The organism is Gluconacetobacter sacchari (assembly GCF_014174255.1).
Lineage (GTDB): Bacteria > Pseudomonadota > Alphaproteobacteria > Acetobacterales > Acetobacteraceae > Gluconacetobacter > Gluconacetobacter sacchari.
Map to the genome: position 1 here is coordinate 96,149 of NZ_JABEQJ010000007.1, position 15,246 is coordinate 111,394.

A 15,246-nucleotide genomic window follows, 5' to 3' on the forward strand; every position below is an offset into this window, starting at 1 on the left:
ATCATTTCCGATACTATGAGCGTTTTATGTGCGTTCTTGCGCGTGGGGAGCATAGCGCCTCACATTTGTGCCGTTCAACGATGGAGCGGACATCATGCGTGCCGTTGGTTATCAATCCCCCCTGCCGATCGACGACCCCGATGCGTTGCAGGACATCGAACTTCCCGAACCCGTGCCGGGCGGCCGGGATCTCCTGGTCGAGATCCGGGCGGTTTCGGTCAATCCCGTGGATACCAAGGTGCGGAGGAGCGCCGTGCCCGAACCCGGCCAATGGCGGGTGCTCGGCTGGGACGCCGCGGGAATCGTGAAGGCGACGGGGCCGGATGTCCGTCACTTCGCGGTGGGGGACGACGTCTTCTATGCCGGCGCGTTGCAGCGTTCGGGGACGAATGCCCAGTTCCACCTGGTCGACGAGCGGATCGTGGGCCGCAAGCCGGCATCGCTGGACTGGGCGCAGGCCGCCGCGCTGCCGCTGACCGCGATCACGGCGTGGGAGATGATGTTCGACCGGCTCGAACTCCGCCGGCCCGTCGCCGGGACCGTGCCGTCGCTGCTGATCGTCGGCGGCGCGGGGGGCGTCGGGTCGATCGCGATCCAGCTTGCCCGCGCGCTGACGGACCTCGCGGTCATTGCCACGGCGTCGCGCTCCGAGACGCGGGAATGGGTCCGCGCCCTGGGCGCGCATCATGTGATCGATCATCGGAACGGCCTCGCCGACCAGGTGGCGCGCCTGCCGACGGGGGCGCCCGGCTTCGTGTTCTCCACCACGCAGACCTGCCGGCATTATGCCGATATCGTGACGTTGCTGGCGCCGCAGGGACGTTTCGGGCTGACCGACGATCCGGACGAACTCGATGCGCTGCCGCTCAAACGCAAGAGCCTGTCGCTGCATTGGGAACTCATGTTCACGCGCTCCATGTTCGAAACGGCGGACATGGCCGAACAGGGCGTGGTGCTGAACGAGATCGCGGCGCTGGTGGATCGCGGGCGCATCCGCACGACGCTGGGCGAAAACATGGGCCCGATCAATGCGGGCAACCTGCGGCGTGCGCACGCGCTGATCGAAAGCGGGCGGGCGAAGGGGAAGATCGTACTCGCCGGCTTCGGGGCGTGAGGAGGACCGACATGGACGGGATATCATCGGATAAGGCGCGGTGCCGGTGTGCGGCCGGCGGGAAGACCGGCGGGAAGACGGGCGCATGAGCGGCGGCCGCTTCGACCTCGGCGCCATCGCGGCGGCGTTTCCGGACGCGGCCGACACGATGCTGCTGGACACGTATCTGACGGATTCCGCGTCGCGCAGCATCCGGGTCTTTCGTGTCTATCGCGGCGTACCGGCCCATTATCATACGCAATGCGACGAGATCCTGCATGTGCTTGCCGGCGAGGGCACGTTCTGGATCGACGACCCGGCGAACGAGGCGGCCTTCGCGCCGGGCCATCTGCTCGTCTTCCCCCGGCGCGCCGTCCATGCCCTGCCGCGCATCGTGCGCGACCCCGTGGTGTTCCTGGCCATCGACACGCCGCGCCGGGCGGAGGACGACATAACCTTCGTCGATCCGGACGATGGGTCCGCCGCCGAATTCATTGCGAGGATATGAGGATATGACGGCGTGACGCCCGGCATCCCCGATCATTCGGCAGTCTCCTGGCCGGCGGTTTCGCCCTGTGCCTCCTCGGGCGGCAGCCATCGGTTTGTCCGGTAATATTCCGTCATTTTCCCGACGATGGCGCCGGCCGTCCTGTCGGCGTCCTCGTGGCCGTCGCTCAATGCCTCCCTGGCGATGGCGTGCGCGCTGTGGATGCCGAAGCCGATCGGGTTCCAGGCGCTGACGATGACGCCGGGCATGGAACCGCTGTCGGCCTTGACGGTAAAATCCAGAAGGCTGGTCGCCTGTGCGCCGCGTTCGTCATACAGGACGACGTGGGAGCGCAGGCGGCTCTTGCCCGTTCCGAAACCGACCAGTTCGCGCTCCCAGGCATTGCCGGACTGGAGCGTGCCGATATCGACCACCAGCGCAAGGTCGCTGCCGTTGGGGTGTGGCGTGGGTTCCGACGGATCGGCGGGATAGGCGACGATATGGGCCTTTTCCAGGCTTTTCGCCAGACCGGCGGCCAGGGCCTGCATGGTGCGATCCAGGCGCCGCGCATTCTGCGTCGTCCGGGGCTGGCTGGTCGTCACCCTGACCGCGACCGGAGCGACAGGCTGGCTGTCGGTCACGGTGACGGGGTGCTGGACCTGGGCGCCGGCGCACGATGCGAGGAACAGCAGTGCGCCGGGCGCCGGGAGGCGTGCCGCGGCGCCCCATATGCGACGGGGCGTCATGGTGTCGGGCGCGCCGGATACATATAGACCGGCGCGGGCGCGACGAGGACCGCGGGTGGATAGACGACCGGCCTCGGTGCGACATAGACCGAATATGGATAACCGTAAGGATAGGGATACGGATAGGGACGCGCCGCCGCGCCGATCGCGGCACCCGCCGCGACGCCGGCCGCGACGGCGCCTGCCCCGCGCCAGGAGACGTAGCAGCACGGACCGACAAAGGGGCGGCCATAGGGGCCGGGCGTATGCACCGCGGCCACGCCGCCATGCGGCCCCCAGACGGCTGTCGTTCCCGCCCCGGCCGGGGCGGCGAGCGCGATGGATGCCACGATGCCGATCGCACCGCCCAGCGCATGAGAGAGTTTGGGCATTGCCTGCCTCCGATATTCTGGATTTCTCTTGTTTTCGTCGGGAGTTTTCATCAGGATTGCGGGTGCCAGTCGTCGGGCGTCAGGTATCCCTTGCCGCCTTCATCCATCTGGCTGAATTTTTCGTCGAGCCGTGCCTTCTGGTCCTCGGGCGAGAGCCGGCTGAACATGGCGGCGCGCATGCCGCCGGCCGACGCCATCCGGGCCCTGGCGAACGATTCGAATTCATCCCGCGAGACATGGCCGTCATGATTCGTGTCGGCGGCCTGGAAGCCGGCCATGCGGCGGCCCTCGGAACCGTCCTGCGCGAAAACCCTGTCGCTGAGCGCCGGTCCGGCCACGCCCAGGATGAGCGGCGACAGGAGAGCGAATGCGCCGATCCTGGTCGCCAGGTTTCTGAAAGCATCGGACATGCTGATCTCCGTTCGGTTGTCCGCTGCTGTTACGGACGGGGAATCGGAATACGACGGGGGGGACGGTATTTTTTACGGACCGACCGGTACCGGGTACAGCAGGGCCGGCGGGCCGTAGACCATCGGTGGGGGCGGCAATTGCTCGCCATGGCCGACCATGCATTGGGCATATGCGCCGTCATACCGGCGCTGGAGCGCCTGGCCGGTCTGCCGCGCCCGGCCCGCCCCGATGACCGACCCCAGCAGCAGGCCGCTGCCTGCCCCGATCGCCGCGCCGTTGCCCGCGTCGCCGGCCACGCTGCCGAGCAGGGCACCCGACGCGGCGCCGATGCCGGTGCCCAGGACGGCGCTTTTCAGGCCGCTCGACGCGGCGCTCTGGGACGGCGTTTCGCCTGTCTGCATCTGTGCATAGAGACGGCATTGGGCGTCGTTCCGCTGGAACATCGCGAAACTTTCGCCGGGACGCGGCATGATCGTGAAGCTGGGCGCGACCGGAGCGGGTGGCGCGCAGGCGGCGAGTGTGAGGGCGCCGAACGCGGGGATCGCGGTTCGACCGCGAAGGAAGCGTGACGCGCGGAAGAAGAATTGTCCTGGCAGCATGAAGCCTGACCCATCGGAACGGAGGGAGAACGACGGTCGCTCCGGCGACCATGCGTTCTACGGACGACGGATCGGTGCCCCCCGGAATGGGTCTTTAAAAATCAGCTTGGATAATCGTCAGAGATCCGGTTTCTGGTGCGGTGCGGCATCGACCAGCGCGCGGCGGCCCTGTGGGGACAGGCGGCCCAGGGCTTCGACCAGGGCGTCGCTGAACGTGCCGACGAAGACATTCCACGCGGCGCGCCATTGTTGCATGGCGGCGCGGGTCGCTTCCGGATCGAAATGGGGCGCCAGCAACTGACGGTCGATTTCCGCGCGGGCGCGGGCGAGGTTTTCCTGTGCCTGGGCGTAGCGTGGCGCTTCCTGGCGCAGCACCGTGCGGAATGCCTCCGCGTCCCGCGCGTCGAGCCGGGAGGTCATATGTTGCAGCACGCGCATGAGAACGGGCGCGTTCCCCTGGCGATGGCGCAGATATTGACCGCCGACGACCGCGACGAGAAAGAGGTTCAGCAGCAGCGAGCCGACCACAAGCCACCGGCGCGCCCGGCCGTTCGCATCGAAAAAGATCATCAGCCGCCACCACTCACTGGAATCACGAGGAACATGTTGAGCGGGTCGCCCGCCCCGCCGGACGATTGCATCCATCCCAGCCACAGGCCGGCCGTTACCGCGCAGGCGCAGCCGAGGACCAGTCCCGCGCGGCGGAAGACGAGGAGGCCGCCCGCCATTGCCGCCCAGGCGGGGTAGGCCGCCGACCGGCGGGACATGATGTGCCGCCATCCGCGCGGCAGGCGCGTTTTCGCGCCCTGCCCGGCGATCCGCCCGGCCACGCCCGCGCGCAGGCGCGCCAGGGCGGCCTGCGGGTCTTCATGCGCGCTCCGGGCTTGAAGCTCGGCGTCCTGGGCGTCGAACGCTCGGGCGATGGCGGCATCCACGTCCTGCTGCTCCCGCAAGACGGCATGCGCCTGCGGAGACTGTGCGAGCAGCGCTTCCGCCGGTCCGCGATCGGCCGGGGGCCAGCGGGACAGGTCGGCGCCGTAGCTCTCCGCCAGGAAGAGGAATCGTTTCTGCGTCATCATGTGCGGTGCCTCCCCTGCGTGTGTCCGTTCCTGGCCAGCGTTTCCTTCAGCAGCGCGCGTCCGCGCGCGAGCAGCCGTTCCACCGCCTTGGCCGAAAGACCCATCCGGCGCGCCGCTTCCGCGCCGGACAGGCCTTCGTCATAGACCAGCGCCATCGCCGCGCGTTGCCTGGGCGGTACCGCCTGGAGCGCATCGACCAGCGCATGGCGTTCCTGCGCCGCCTCCAGGCGGCTTTCGGCGGACGGTCCGTCGTCGGTCATGTCGAACCCCTCGGGCAGTGGCTCCGGCCGTTTCCTGCGGGCGAGATCGATGCTGAGATTGACGATGACCCGATAGAGCCAGGTGGTGAACCGGGCGCGCGAACCGTCGAAATCGGGCGCGTGGCGCCATGCCCGCACGAACGCGTCCTGCACCAGATCTTCCGCCGCCTCGATATCGCGGGTCAGGCGGGTGGCCGTGCGCAGGGCGTACGGGCCGTGCCGCAGCACGATCTGGTCGAACGCGTCGCGGTCGCCCATGCCCGACCAGCGCAGGAGGTCGTCATCGGATGCCTCGCCGTAGCGCCGTCGCTCATCCGCCATCGACCGGTACCCTGTCCGTCCGGGGTTCGGCGACGCGTATTCGGCGCGCTGCGCGCCGATCACCCTTCTGAAGCGCCATCCTGTCATGCCATTCCGCCGTGTCCGCTGTCGGAGATGATACGGCGGGCATGCGGCCATCCCCCCGGGATCGTGGTGTAAAATTCTTCGGCGATTTTTTTTCTGCTCCCGAGGCGGGGGGACGTGCCGTGCGGACCGTAACAGGGGCATGACAGATGCTCATCCTGCCTCGGTGGTCCGTGGCGCGACAAGACCGGAATGGTCCGCATGAGATTCCCCCGACCGGGATCGCTGCGCGGGCAGATGACGCTTCTGCTCGGCGGCAGTTCCGCCGTCATGCTGGCAATCGCGGCGGCGGCGTTCCTGACGCTGCGCGCGGAGGAGCCGATGCCGCCGCCCGGTCCGTGGCCCGATGCCATCGGCATCGGCACCACGCTGCGCGCGATCGCGGCGGTTCCGGTGCCGGACCAGGCCGCCATCGCGTCGGCGCTGTCTTCGCCCGACCTGATCGTCGTGTTGAATGCCGATGTGCCGTGTCCGCCGGAGACGGAAGGTTTCGCGACGCGGACCCTGCGGCATGCGCTCCATGCTCTGGAGATGCAGGCCATGCCGGCCCCCCTGGTCATGAACTGCGCGAGCGATGCCTGGCGGCCGGGATTCACCCTTGCCCGCTTCGACGACCCGAAGGTGACGTTTCTGGTCCGCAATTATGCCCGTGTCGGCGGGCCGGGCATGATGCTGGCGACGTTGCCGATCATGCTGTGGATCGGCACGATCGCCGCCGCCATCGCCGTGCTGCTGCTGTGGTCGGCATGGTCCGTCCGTCGTCCGCTGGGGCTGCTGGCGGATGCCGTATCGCAGTACGAAGCGCAGGACCGGCCCGCGCCGATCGCGGAGGCCGGGCCAGCGGAGGTCCGGGGCGTCATGCGCGCCTTCAACGTGCTTCAGGAGCGTCTTGCCCGATCCAGCGAAGTGCGGATCCGTGCCTTGATGGGTGTCGCGCATGACCTGCGCACGCCGCTGACGCGCCTGGCCCTGCGGGTGGAAATGGGTGACGAATATCTGCGCCGGGAAGGCATGAAACGCGATATCGGCCTGATGAAGCGCATGCTGGACAATGCCATGTCGCTGTTCCGGGGCTATGACGAAACGGAAGACTGGCAGGTCGTGGACCTCGTGGCCCTCGCGCGGGAGGTGAGCGCCGATTTCGTGGCGGTGGACCGCGCGGTGCGGACCCTGACCGGATATCCGATCCTGCTGCGCTGCCAGCCATTGGCCATGACGCGGGTGCTCGGCAACCTGATCGAGAACGGATGCCGCCATGCGCATAACGTCTCCGTCGCCTTGCGCGAGGACGAGTGCGCGGTGGTTCTGGAGGTGAGCGACGATGGGCCGGGGATGTCTTCACGCCAGCGGCGGGCGGTATTGCTGGGAGAGGCGCGGAACGTTCCGGATCGCGCCGGGGGCGACGGGCATCTGGGCCTCGGCCTGCCGATCGTCGCCGAGATCGTTCGCCGGCATCAGGGGCAACTGGACCTGCGCGACGCGCATCCCTCCGGCCTGATCGTGCGCATCGTGCTGCCGCGCGCGGCAGGCGGTGGCGCGATGTCCATCGCCCCGGCGCGATCGGGCGCGTGAGGGATGATGACGGGCGAGGGTCGCGGCCGTCTTTCAGGCGTCGCCGGGCGGAAAGAACGGCACCCATGCGATCTCATGCGCGGCGCAGCGTTGATGTAGGGCATCGATGCCTACTCCTCTGCCAGAACCACCCGTTCCTGCACGTCGGGGACGGTAAAGCCGAAGATCCGGCCGTAGAAATCCAGTTCCAGTTCCAGCGCGCGGCGAACCGTTTCCTCGCGCCGGAAGCCGTGGGCTTCGCCTTCGAAGGTGTAATGGGCGTGGGGGATGCGGTTGGCGGCCAGGGCGTCGGCCATGGCCCGGGCCTGCGCGGGGGGGACCACGGCGTCGGCGAGGCCGTGCAGGAACAGGACCGGGGTGCGGATGGCGTCGGCCCGGGTCAGGGGGGAGCGGACGAGGTAGGTGGCCTCGGCCGCGGGCCACAGGCCGACCAGGCTGTCGAGATAGCGGGATTCGAATTTGTGGGTTTCCTGCGCCAGGGCGCGCAGGTCGGTGACGCCGTAGAGGCTGGCGCCGGCGGCGAACAGGTCGGAGTTCGCGAGGGCCAGCAGGACGGTCAGGCCGCCGGCGCTGCTGCCGCGAATGGCGATGCGGGCGGGGTCGACGCGGCCGGTTTCGATCAGGTGGCGGCAGGCGGCGATGCAGTCCTCCACGTCCGCGATGCCCCACTGCCCTTCCAGTTCGCGGCGATAGGCGCGGCCGAAGCCGGTCGAGCCGCGATAATTGACGTCGACCACCGCGAAGCCCCGGCTGGTCCACCACTGCACCTTGTAGGCGAAGGCGCTGCCGGCGCGGCCGGTCGGCCCGCCATGGGCCATGACGATCAGCGGCGGTCTTTCGTCCGCCGGGCCCTGGAAGCGGCTGTTGGCGGGGGGATAGAAGAAGGCGTGGCCGGTGTGCCGCCCGTCGGGCAGGGGAAAGCGGATGGTCTCGGCGCGGGCGATGTCGCCCGGGGCGAGATCGAGCGTGGCGGCGGCGCGCAGCACCCGCGACGGCGCGTTCATGCGGCCGAGCCGTATGGCGGGGGCGTCGTCCGGCGGGGTGTCGAGCCAGGCGAATGACCCGTCGGCCAGGAGCGACGGGCATTGCGCGGGGTGGCCCAGCGCCACCGGGCGGGCGACCGGGCCGGTGAGGTGCAGGGTGCGGGGCGCGCCGTCTTCGATGGCGATGGCCAGGATGGTGCCGTCGGGCAGCGGAAGGTAGCTGCGCTGGCCGAAGACCCAGTGCGGCAGGCCGATTTCGGCCTGCATCGGCGCGATGGCCTCCGCCGCGCCGTCGGGCACCGTCCAGCGGAGCAGGTTCCACCAGCCGTCGCGGTCGGAGGCGGCCAGCAGCGTCGCGGGGCCGGCCCAGGACGGCTCGATGACCGAGGCGTCGCCTTCCGCCAGCGTCCGGAGATCGGCCAGCGCGGTGTGGCCGTCGCGCGTGGTCAGCCCGGCCAGCCGCAGGCGCGTGGCGTCCCACGGCATGGCGGGATGGTCCCATTCGATCCAGGCCAGCCAGGCGCCGTCGGGCGACGGGCGGGGGGAGCTGACGAAATCGGGGCCGGAGACCAGCACCTGGCCGGGCTGGGTCGCCGGGTCGGCATCGCCGTCGGTGGCGAAGGCGACCAGGGTGGAGGTGGGCTCGCCGGGTGCGCGATGGTCCTCGCGCACGCAGAACAGGGTCGCGCCGTCGGGCGAGAAGGCGAAATCGGCGAAGCGCAGGCCGGGGACCGTGCAGAGTACGCGTGGGGCCCTGCCCGGGGGGACGATCCAGACGCTGCCGTCCGGCCGGTGGCTGAAGGCGATGCGGCCGGCCGCCGCGACATAGGCGCCGCCGCCATATTCGTGGGCGCGGGTGCCGATATCGAACGGGGGCGGTGTGACGTCGCTGATGCCGCCGGCTGCCGTCCAGCGGACCAGCACGGTGCGTCCGGCCTCGGCGGGGCGGGTTTCCAGCCAGTAGACTGCCTCGCCGTCGGCCTGCACGTTGCCCAGCCCGAGGGTCTTTCCGGCGACGAGCGCTGTCGTCACGGGCGAGGGCCAGGTGCCGTAGGGGCGGATGGCGGGGTCGGTCATGCGGGGCTCCTGTCCCGGGTGGGCGGATCGTGTCTTGATCGGGCGCCAGGTGGGGCGCGGCGCGGATGCCCTGCCCCGGAAGCGCACGCGATCAGGATCAGGTCGGCCACGGAATTCTCCGTCTCTTCAGCGGCCGGCAGGGTAGCCCGGGCGGGCGGGGACATGAAGGGAGGATCTGCCGGCGGGGCGGCCATTCCGCCTCTTGACTTGACAGCGCGCCGACCAGACGGTTCCTCACCCCCTTGGCTTTCCTATTGGACGGGTTCGGTCCGCTGCTCCATTCCTTCGAATCCCTTTTCGTGCATTACGGCTATGGCGTGATCGCGGTGGTCGTCATGCTTGAGAGCATGGGGCTGCCCCTGCCGGCCGAAACGCTCATCATCTCCTCGGCGCTGTACTGCGCCGCGACGCATCGGCTGGATATCGCCTGGGTGACGGTGGCGGCGGTCGGCGGTGCCATCATGGGCGATAATTTCGGCTATCTGATCGGGAATATCTACGGCCATCGCCTGCTGGAACGCCATGGCGCCAAGGTGGGGCTGAACGAGCGGCGCCTGTTGCTGGGGCGCTATCTGTTCCGCCGCCATGGCGGCAAGGTGGTGTTCTTCGGCCGCTTCATCGCCATCCTGCGCGTGTTCGTCGCCCTGCTGGCCGGGGCGAACCGCATGCCGTGGCATACGTTCCTCTTCTTCAACGCCCTGGGCGGCATCGGCTGGGCCGGCGGTTATGCGCTGGTCACGTATTATCTGGGGAACGAGGTGCTCAAGCTCTCCGGGCCGGTCGGGATCGCGCTGGGGGGGATCGCGGTCCTTGTCATCGGCGGCAGTTTTCTCTTCCTGAAGAAAAACGAGGTCAGGCTGACCGAGGAGGCCACCCGCGCCGCCGAACTGGAACAGAAGGGAAAGTCCAGGCCATGAACATTGCCGGAAAATGGACCATCGATCGGGCGCCGGACCTGACGGGCCGTACGGCCGTCGTGACCGGGGCGACCGGCGGTCTGGGCTATGAGGTCGCGCTGGGCCTGGCCACGCGCGGGGCGACCGTGCTGCTGACCGGGCGCGACGCGGCGCGCGGCGCGCGGGCGGTGGAGGCCCTGCGCGCCAGGGTGGGGGAGGCGCGGGCGGAGTTCCTGCCGCTGGACCTGGCCAGCCTGCGGTCGATCGCCGAGTTCGCGCGCGGCCTGAAGGAGCGGACCGATGCGCTCGACATCCTGGTGAACAATGCCGGGGTGATGGCCTCGCCCCGCAGGCAGGAAACGGCGGATGGGTTCGAATTGCAGTTCGGCACCAATTACCTCGGGCATTTCGCCCTGACCGGCCTTTTGCGCCCCCAGTTGCAGCGCGCGGCACAGGGGGGCCGGGTGGTCAGCGTGGCCAGTCTGGCGGCATGGCAGGGGCGGATCGTCTTCGACGACCTTCAGGGGCGGCATCGGTACAGCCCGTTCGCCGCCTACCAGCAGAGCAAGCTGGCCAACCTGATCTTCGCGCTGGAACTCAACCGGGTGGCCCAATCCAACGGTTGGCGGCTGCATTCCGTCGCCGCGCATCCGGGCTGGGCGCGGACCGATATCGCCGTCAGCCGGTCCTCGGCGCCGCAGGGCATCGTCGAGCGGGCGATGCGGCGTCTGGTGCGGGTCGGGTTTCGCGCCCTGGGCCAGTCGGCCGAGGCCGGGGCGCGGCCGATCCTGTTCGCCGCCGCCGCACCCGAGGCACGGGACGGCGGCTATTACGGGCCGGGCGGACGGGGCGAGCGGCGGGGCCAGGTGACGGAGGCGCGTATTCCGCCGCAGGCGCTGAACCTGTCGGTGGCGCGACGGCTGTGGAGCGTTTCGGAGCGGCTGACGGGGGTGGCGCTGTCCTGAGGCTCGGGGGCTTTGCCCCCGACCCCCCACCAAAGGCGGTGCCTTTGGAAACCAATCGGGAAAATAGGGCAGCGCCCCGGCCTTAACGCCGCGCGAACGTCCAGTAGAGCGGCTGGCGGCCGGCCTTCAACGCCTTGGCTTCGTAGCGCGTCGGCGGCCAGCCTTCGGGGCGGGTGGTGGCCGGGGGCGCGGTGTCGAACAGGCTTTGCGCGCCCATGACCTCTTCGACCCAGGCCTGGTAGGTGGGATCGTCGCTGGCGACGCGCCAGATGGCACCGGGTTTGAGCGCGCGGGCGACCAGGGCGATATTGGCCGGATGGACGAAGCGGCGCTTGGCGTGCCGCGCCTTGGGCCAGGGGTCGGGGAACATCAGGAACATCCGGTCGAGCGACCGTTCGGGCAGGGCGCGCAGCAGGATGCGCGCGTCTTCGTCCCAGATGCGCAGCAGGTCGGGGACGGGGGCCGTCGCCTCCTGCTCGTCGGGTACCAGGCGCGACAGCAGGGAGCAGAGGCCGTTCTCGAAGACCTCGCTGGCGATGTAGCCGACATTGGGATGGGCCGCGTGCTGCGCCAGCGAATGCTCGCCGCCGCCGAAACCGACTTCCAGCCAGATTTCGGCCGGTGCGCGGCCGAAGGCGCGCGCGGGGTCGTCCAGCTGGGCCCGGTCGAGGCGCAGGCGGGGCAGGGTTTCGTCGAGCAGGCGCTGCTGGCGCGGCCGAAGGGGGTGGCCGCGCTGGCGGCCGTAGAGCCGGTCCGGCGAGGCCTTGACGGCAATCCCCGCCGCGTCGGCGGGAATTGCCGTTTCGGGGCCTGTCATGGTGTCGCCGGTCGGGCGATCAGCGGTTGAACGCACCACGCAGCGCGTCCACCAGATCGGTCTGTTCCCAGGTGAAATTGTCGCGGGCGGCGTCGGGCGTGCGGCCGAAATGACCGTAGGCCGAGGTTTCGGTGTAGATCGGCCGGTTGAGGCGCAGGTGGCGGCGGATGCCGCGCGGCGTCAGGTTCATGACCTCGCGCAGCACGCGGCCCAGCTTTTCCTCGTCCACGTCGCGGCCGGTGCCGTCGAGGTCGACATAGACCGAGAGCGGGTGCGACACGCCGATGGCGTAGGAGATCTGCAACGTGCAGCGATCGGCCAGGCCGGCGGCGACCACGTTCTTGGCCAGGTAGCGGCAGGCATAGGCGGCCGAGCGATCGACCTTGGTCGGGTCCTTGCCGGAGAACGCGCCGCCGCCATGCGGCGCCGCGCCGCCGTAGGTGTCGACGATGATCTTGCGACCGGTCAGGCCGCAATCGCCGTCCGGGCCGCCGACGACGAACACGCCGGTCGGGTTGGCGTAGAATTCGTCATCCGGGCACATCCAGCCTTCGGGCAGCACGTCCACCACGATCTCGCGCAGGGCTTCGCGGATCGCGGTCTGGCTGGCGCCTTCGTCATGCTGGGTCGAGATGACGACCGAGGTGGCGCCGACCGGTCGGCCGTCGACATAGCGCAGCGTGACCTGGCTCTTGGCGTCGGGTTGCAGGGTGGCGACGCGGGCGTCGCCGGCCTTCCGCAGGTCGCGGATGCGGTGCAGGATGGCGTGGGAATAGAACAGCGGCGCCGGCATCAGCGTCTCGGTCTCGCGGGTCGCGAAGCCGAACATGATGCCCTGGTCGCCCGCGCCCTCGTCCTTGTCGCCCGCGCTGTCGACGCCCACCGCGATGTCGGCGGACTGCGCGTGCAGGAAGGATTCGATCGTCGCGTTCTTCCACGAGAAGCCGGACTGGTCGTAGCCGATATCGCGGATCGCGGCGCGCGCGCCCTCGATCAGGGCCTCGGTGGTGACGGAGGCCGGGCCGCGGACCTCGCCGGCCAGGACCACGCGGTTTGTGGTGACGAGGGTCTCGCACGCAACACGGGATTCACCATCGGCCGCCAGATAGGCGTCCAGCACCGTATCGCTGATCCGGTCGGCAACCTTGTCGGGATGGCCTTCGGAAACCGATTCCGATGTGAACAGAAAATCACCTTTGTTACGCATGATGGTCCTGTCTGTCTCGTACGGGGATTGGGAACGACACCGCCACGCATGCGGGGTCCGGGCGGGTCCGTTTGGCGGAGAACCCACAAACCGTCAAGTATTTTTGATGGATACCACGATCGCGCGTGAGCATTGCCGGGACGATCGTTTCGGTCGGGGAAATCATTCAGCGAAGTCCCAGAACGTCTTCCATGTCGTACAGGCCCGGCGGGCGGCCGCGCAGCCACAGGGCCGCGCGCACCGCGCCGGAGGCGAAGACCCGGCGGTCGAAGGCGCGGTGGGTCAGGGCGATCTGTTCGCCGGCCGAGGTGAAGGTCAGCGTATGTTCGCCCACGATCTGCCCGCCGCGCAGGACGGCGAAGCCGATCGCGTCGGCCCGGCGGGGGCCGGTATGGCCGGTGCGGCCGGAGTCCATGTGGCTGGACAGGTCGATGCCGCGCCCGTCGGCGACGGCCTGCCCGATGGCCAGCGCGGTGCCGGAGGGGGCATCGACCTTCTGCCGGTGGTGCATTTCCAGGATTTCGGCATCGTAGGCCGATGCGGGCAGAATTTCGGCCATCTGGCGGGCCAGGCGGGTGACCAGGGTCACGCCCGGCGAATAGTTCGCGGCCTGGACCACGGGGATGGCGCGGGCGGCGTCGGCGACGATGGCCTGGTCGGCTTCGGACAGGCCGGTCGTGCCCAGCACCCAGGCCACGCCGGCTTTCGCCAGGGCGGCGGCGTGGGCGCGGATGGTGGCGGCGTGGGTGAAATCGATCACCACGTCGCAGGACGGGGCCAGCGCGTCGAGGGTGGGGAACAGGGCGCCGTCGCCCTGCGGGTCGCGGCTGGTGCCGCCCGCCAGGATGGCGCCGGCCGCCGTCACCTCTTCGCGCAGCAGGCGCCCGACGCGCCCGTTGATGCCGGCGATGCCGATCCGCATCGTGTCTGTCGTCATGTCATGGTCCGGAACAGGGGTGGCGGCGCGACCGGGGGATCGCGCCGCCTGGTTATCCATGGTGCGAGTTGGGGGGGATCACCATGGATGACGGATTTCTACCCGTATCCCGGAGGGGGTTCAACCGGCCGTGTTGCCGGCCGCGGCGGCGCCGGTCAGAGCTTGCCTTCGAAGAAGTCGCGGACCTTGCTGAAAAAGCCCGTGCTTTCCGGATTGGCGCGCGCGTGGTCCTCGGCCTCGGCTTCGAACTCGTCCAGCAGCTCGCGCTGGCGCCTGGTCAGGTGCTGCGGGGTCTCGACCGACACCTGGATATACATGTCCCCCCGCGCCGACGAGCGCAGGACCGAGAACCCCTTGCCGCGCAGGCGGAAATTCTCGCCGGTCTGGGTGCCGGCGGGCACCTTGACCTTGGCGCGGGAGCCGTCGACGACCGGGACCTCGATTTCGGTGCCCAGGGCCGCCTGCGTCATGCGCAGCGGCACCCGGCAATAGATGTTGGCCCCGTCGCGCTGGAAGATCGGGTGTGGCTCGACCGCGATATGGACGTAGAGGTCGCCCGGCTGCGCGCCCTTGCCGCCGGCCTCGCCCTCGCCCGACAGGCGGATGCGCGTGCCGTCCTCGACCCCGGCCGGGATCGCGACTTCGAGCGTGCGGTCGCGTTCGACCGTGCCGGCACCGCGACAGACGGTGCAGGGGTTGCGCACCACCTTGCCCGCGCCGTGGCAGGTGGGGCACACGCGCTCGACCAGGAAGAAACCCTGCTGTGCGCGCACCTTGCCCGCGCCGTGACAGGTGGGGCAGGTCTCGGCGCCCTGGTCGCGGTCGGCCGAGCCGGTGCCGTCGCAGGACTCGCAGGTCACGCGCGTCGGCACCGTGATGGGCTTCCTGACGCCCGCGAAGGCCTCGGTGAAGGAGATCGAGACCTGGACCTGGATGTCGCTGCCCGAGCGCCGGCCGCCGCGACGGCCGCCCATCATGTCGCCGAACATCTGTTCGAAAATGTCGCCCAGACCGCCGCCGAAATCGAAGCCGCCGGCGCCGGGGCCGCCGCCCTCGAACGCCGCATGGCCGAACCGGTCATAGGCGGCGCGCTTCTGGTCGTCCTTCAGGATGTCGTAGGCTTCGCTGATTTCCTTGAACCGGGCCTCGGCCGACGCGTCGCCGGGATTGCGGTCCGGGTGATACTGCATGGCCAGCCGGCGATACGCCTTCTTGACCTCGTCGCTATTCGCATCGCGGGAGATTTCGAGTACGGCGTAATAATCCAGCTTCGTGGCCATCATGGTCCTCGTGGGCGGGACCGCCGCGCGGCGGGCGGGCGGCCCTGTCTGTCATGGAAAA

At 69.5% G+C, this 15,246-nt stretch carries 17 protein-coding genes; 5 read left to right on the top strand and 12 right to left on the bottom strand.

The features are described from left to right. Positions 1-94: 94 nt before the first annotated feature. Positions 95-1,114 carry a zinc-binding alcohol dehydrogenase family protein gene (locus HLH48_RS07360; RefSeq protein WP_182996842.1) on the top strand — a complete coding sequence of 340 codons (1,020 nt, stop codon included), beginning with the start codon at positions 95-97 and terminating at the stop codon, positions 1,112-1,114. An 85-nt stretch (positions 1,115-1,199) separates the two neighbouring features. After that, on the top strand, positions 1,200-1,601 hold the full coding sequence (locus HLH48_RS07365) for a cupin domain-containing protein (protein WP_182996843.1): 402 nt from the start codon (positions 1,200-1,202) through the stop codon (positions 1,599-1,601). A gap of 32 nt (positions 1,602-1,633) precedes the next feature. Here the strand turns inward: HLH48_RS07365 and HLH48_RS07370 are convergent, their stop codons facing one another. The 7 genes from HLH48_RS07370 to HLH48_RS07400 form a co-directional block, all read right to left on the bottom strand. Next, complete coding sequence (locus HLH48_RS07370; protein ID WP_182996844.1) at positions 1,634-2,326, bottom strand: DUF4410 domain-containing protein; 693 nt, start codon at positions 2,324-2,326, stop codon at positions 1,634-1,636. Then, positions 2,323-2,697: a hypothetical protein gene (locus HLH48_RS07375; protein ID WP_182996845.1), complete on the bottom strand. Its 375-nt coding sequence runs from the start codon at positions 2,695-2,697 to the stop codon at positions 2,323-2,325. The genes HLH48_RS07370 and HLH48_RS07375 overlap by 4 nt, the downstream gene beginning before the upstream one ends. Before the next feature lie 50 nt (positions 2,698-2,747). Beyond that, the gene (locus tag HLH48_RS07380) at positions 2,748-3,107 is read right to left on the bottom strand and encodes an EF-hand domain-containing protein (protein ID WP_182996846.1); all 360 of its coding nucleotides are present in this window, start codon (positions 3,105-3,107) and stop codon (positions 2,748-2,750) included. 72 nt (positions 3,108-3,179) lie between these two features. After that, positions 3,180-3,707 carry a glycine zipper family protein gene (locus HLH48_RS07385; protein WP_182996847.1) on the bottom strand — a complete coding sequence of 176 codons (528 nt, stop codon included), beginning with the start codon at positions 3,705-3,707 and terminating at the stop codon, positions 3,180-3,182. A 117-nt stretch (positions 3,708-3,824) separates the two neighbouring features. Continuing rightward, positions 3,825-4,277, bottom strand: a complete 453-nt coding sequence (locus HLH48_RS07390; RefSeq protein ID WP_182996848.1) for a periplasmic heavy metal sensor — start codon at positions 4,275-4,277, stop codon at positions 3,825-3,827. Beyond that, a complete protein-coding gene (locus HLH48_RS07395) occupies positions 4,277-4,786 on the bottom strand; it encodes a hypothetical protein (RefSeq protein ID WP_182996849.1) in 510 nt (169 codons plus the stop codon). Before HLH48_RS07395 ends, HLH48_RS07390 begins: the two co-directional genes overlap by 1 nt. Next, entirely contained in the window at positions 4,783-5,367 is a 585-nt protein-coding gene (locus HLH48_RS07400; protein ID WP_246387091.1) for a sigma-70 family RNA polymerase sigma factor, read from the bottom strand. Before HLH48_RS07400 ends, HLH48_RS07395 begins: the two co-directional genes overlap by 4 nt. A 285-nt stretch (positions 5,368-5,652) precedes the next feature. Here HLH48_RS07400 and HLH48_RS07405 point away from each other — a divergent pair, with 285 nt between their 5' ends. Continuing rightward, the gene (locus HLH48_RS07405) at positions 5,653-7,023 is read left to right on the top strand and encodes an ATP-binding protein (protein WP_246387094.1); all 1,371 of its coding nucleotides are present in this window, start codon (positions 5,653-5,655) and stop codon (positions 7,021-7,023) included. A gap of 110 nt (positions 7,024-7,133) precedes the next feature. Here the strand turns inward: HLH48_RS07405 and HLH48_RS07410 are convergent, their stop codons facing one another. Beyond that, complete coding sequence (locus HLH48_RS07410) at positions 7,134-9,083, bottom strand: S9 family peptidase (protein ID WP_182996851.1); 1,950 nt, start codon at positions 9,081-9,083, stop codon at positions 7,134-7,136. A 335-nt stretch (positions 9,084-9,418) separates the two neighbouring features. Between HLH48_RS07410 and HLH48_RS07415 the strand changes: the two genes are divergently transcribed. Together HLH48_RS07415 and HLH48_RS07420 are read left to right on the top strand one after the other, a co-directional pair. Continuing rightward, complete coding sequence (locus HLH48_RS07415) at positions 9,419-10,000, top strand: DedA family protein (RefSeq protein ID WP_182996909.1); 582 nt, start codon at positions 9,419-9,421, stop codon at positions 9,998-10,000. Next, entirely contained in the window at positions 9,997-10,944 is a 948-nt protein-coding gene (locus HLH48_RS07420) for an SDR family oxidoreductase (protein WP_182996852.1), read from the top strand. Before HLH48_RS07415 ends, HLH48_RS07420 begins: the two co-directional genes overlap by 4 nt. A gap of 82 nt (positions 10,945-11,026) precedes the next feature. On the opposite strand, the gene trmB is transcribed toward HLH48_RS07420, so the two are convergent. From trmB to dnaJ, 4 genes are all read right to left on the bottom strand, one after another. Then, a complete protein-coding gene (gene trmB / locus HLH48_RS07425) occupies positions 11,027-11,761 on the bottom strand; it encodes a tRNA (guanine(46)-N(7))-methyltransferase TrmB (protein ID WP_182996853.1) in 735 nt (244 codons plus the stop codon). Between the two features lie 19 nt (positions 11,762-11,780). Then, positions 11,781-12,968 (bottom strand): methionine adenosyltransferase, encoded by a 1,188-nt coding sequence (metK, locus tag HLH48_RS07430; RefSeq protein ID WP_182996854.1) that lies wholly within the window; start codon positions 12,966-12,968, stop codon positions 11,781-11,783. 166 nt (positions 12,969-13,134) lie between these two features. After that, complete coding sequence (gene dapB / locus HLH48_RS07435; protein WP_182996855.1) at positions 13,135-13,905, bottom strand: 4-hydroxy-tetrahydrodipicolinate reductase; 771 nt, start codon at positions 13,903-13,905, stop codon at positions 13,135-13,137. 155 nt (positions 13,906-14,060) lie between these two features. Then, positions 14,061-15,185 (bottom strand): molecular chaperone DnaJ, encoded by a 1,125-nt coding sequence (gene dnaJ / locus HLH48_RS07440; RefSeq protein WP_182996910.1) that lies wholly within the window; start codon positions 15,183-15,185, stop codon positions 14,061-14,063. Positions 15,186-15,246: the final 61 nt, after the last annotated feature.